We start from the raw sequence: 1,995 nt of genomic DNA on the forward strand, positions 1-1,995 counted from the left end.
TGAACGTCTGAACGTTGCGAAAAATGCACTGGAGCAAGAAAGAGCTAATTTGATTCAACAGCTGGAGGTTGAACATGAACACCAGAAGACAGCGCAAATCAATGCAGCAAAAACGCAGGAAGACTTGGATGATCTTGAAAAACGTTATGCTAGTGCTATCGATGAACTTAATGCTCTGCAGCTGCAGTTCTCAGAGTACACCGATTCCGACACAGCAACACTGCCCTCAGATGCCACCGCTTCCTCAGCAGTATCACAAGGTAAATGTGACTGCAGTGGAAAAGACAAAAGAGCATTTCAGAAATTACTTAATGACCAGATGATTGTGGCAAGAGACTGCGATATTAACGCAACTTACTACAATCATTTAATTGATTGGTACAACAAAATATCTCAGGAGAGTATTCATGGAAATTAATTCAGTAGGTGAATTAAAGAAATTTATTGCAGATTTAGATGATGATTTACCAGTAATGGTTTTAAAACCAGGGGCACATCTTACTGAATCAGGTAAATCTGTTTCTGTAGCAGAACCCTTTGAGATTGTTGATACTGTAGAGGACAACAATGCATTAGCTCTAATTATTTCCCAGGATAGGCTTGCAAAAGAAGCTTTAGAGCATCCTGATGATATTGTAACTAATGAAGAACTTGAGAAATTATAAATGACTTTTTCTGATGGTGTTACACAATCATCTTTAGCAAAACGTCAACCTACTATAACCATCTGATTGAGTGGTATGGCATGATTTCTCAGAAGTTAAATGTAAAGGAATAAGTCAAATGAAACTTCTAACCATATGTTATACAGTGATTAAACTGGCTATTTATCCAGTCTTTTGTGCTGTCGTAAGTGTTGTGATTTATTCTTTATATAAAAATGGTCTTCCGGACCTAATTTCCTTAGCTTATTCTGGAGAAACAACTAACATTTATACAGTGCAGGTAGATTCCTTTTTGATAGTGCTATTTGTGGCATTATCATTCTTCTATCTTGGAATTCTTGCTGTTGCTGTGTCTCGTCTTGTTTATGAATTTCTTGTTGTACGCTCTGTTCGTAAACTGTTTGACAGTATTGATAAATCTCAGAAAATCCATAAATAAGTCCGTTAATTGCAAGACCTATTAGAATCTCTTTAATAGTTACCTGGTACAGAGGTTTAGGCTTTGTATTCTTTGCAATGACACTTGATTGATTGGATATTTTCTTAAGTTCTGCTTTGATAGCAATAGGATCTAAATCTGCAAAACCAATCAGGGTTTGAGTTGATTCCTGTATTGATAACTTTTGCGTTGCATTATCAAAGTCTGTTTTGGATTTGTCGTCAAGAGCTTCAACTTTTTCATAACCTTTAACAATACATTGAAAATCTTCTTTCTTTAACCGTTTTATTTCAGAACAGAGTTCATTCTGAGAATTGGTATCTAACGTATTGATGATTGAAGATAAGTATTTAGCATGTTGAGCAAACTGAACTGCTGCTTTAGCCAGGGAAGGAGAAACAAGTTCTTTTACAGCCATTGCCAATTTTATTGATGGTTCCATGGCAACGAATGTTGTTCTGAGAATAGTTTCAAACTCCTGAGAATAAAATATCTTGTTGACTGAATAAACTGTTTTAGCGAGAGCCAGCATGGTCGGATTATATAACTTATACATGCTTTCAATAGCTTGTTGTAGAGAAGGATCAATTCTCAATGTGAGATTGTTCTGATTCATAAAAAATCCTTGTATATAAAAAGTCTAAGCACAGATGATTGTCGCAGATTGTCTGTGCTTTTCTCTATTTTAAGCCTATTAAGCTTATGAATCTATTTTTTACCGCTCTAAATAAAACTTTAAAGCCTAGACCTAGGCTTACTGGTTCGGAGTGGTCAGATCAATACCGTTTTGTAGCACCTGGCACTTCTCCTGAACCAGGTAAATGGAGAACTAGCAGAGTTCCTTACATGAAGGAGCCTCTGGATATGGCAACATCTCACAGTGTTGAAAAG

At 36.2% G+C, this 1,995-nt stretch carries 4 protein-coding genes; 3 read left to right on the forward strand and 1 reads right to left on the reverse strand.

The window, feature by feature from the left end:
- Both ACJML3_RS03490 and ACJML3_RS03495 read left to right on the forward strand, forming a co-directional pair.
- Positions 1-418, forward strand: a 418-nt coding sequence (locus ACJML3_RS03490) for a hypothetical protein (RefSeq protein WP_406020659.1), incomplete at its 5' end; no start/stop codon positions are given.
- On the forward strand, positions 408-665 hold the full coding sequence (locus ACJML3_RS03495; protein WP_406020661.1) for a hypothetical protein: 258 nt from the start codon (positions 408-410) through the stop codon (positions 663-665). The genes ACJML3_RS03490 and ACJML3_RS03495, both read left to right, overlap by 11 nt.
- A 260-nt stretch (positions 666-925) precedes the next feature.
- Here ACJML3_RS03495 and ACJML3_RS03500 read toward each other — a convergent pair whose 3' ends face one another.
- Complete coding sequence (locus ACJML3_RS03500) at positions 926-1,720, reverse strand: hypothetical protein (protein WP_406020663.1); 795 nt, start codon at positions 1,718-1,720, stop codon at positions 926-928.
- 86 nt (positions 1,721-1,806) lie between these two features.
- On the opposite strand from ACJML3_RS03500, the gene ACJML3_RS03505 reads away from it, so the two are divergent.
- A partial coding sequence (locus ACJML3_RS03505; RefSeq protein WP_406020657.1) for a hypothetical protein occupies positions 1,807-1,995 on the forward strand: 189 nt, incomplete at its 3' end.

It is taken from the genome of Succinivibrio sp., assembly GCF_045124615.1.
Classification (GTDB): domain Bacteria; phylum Pseudomonadota; class Gammaproteobacteria; order Enterobacterales; family Succinivibrionaceae; genus Succinivibrio; species Succinivibrio faecicola.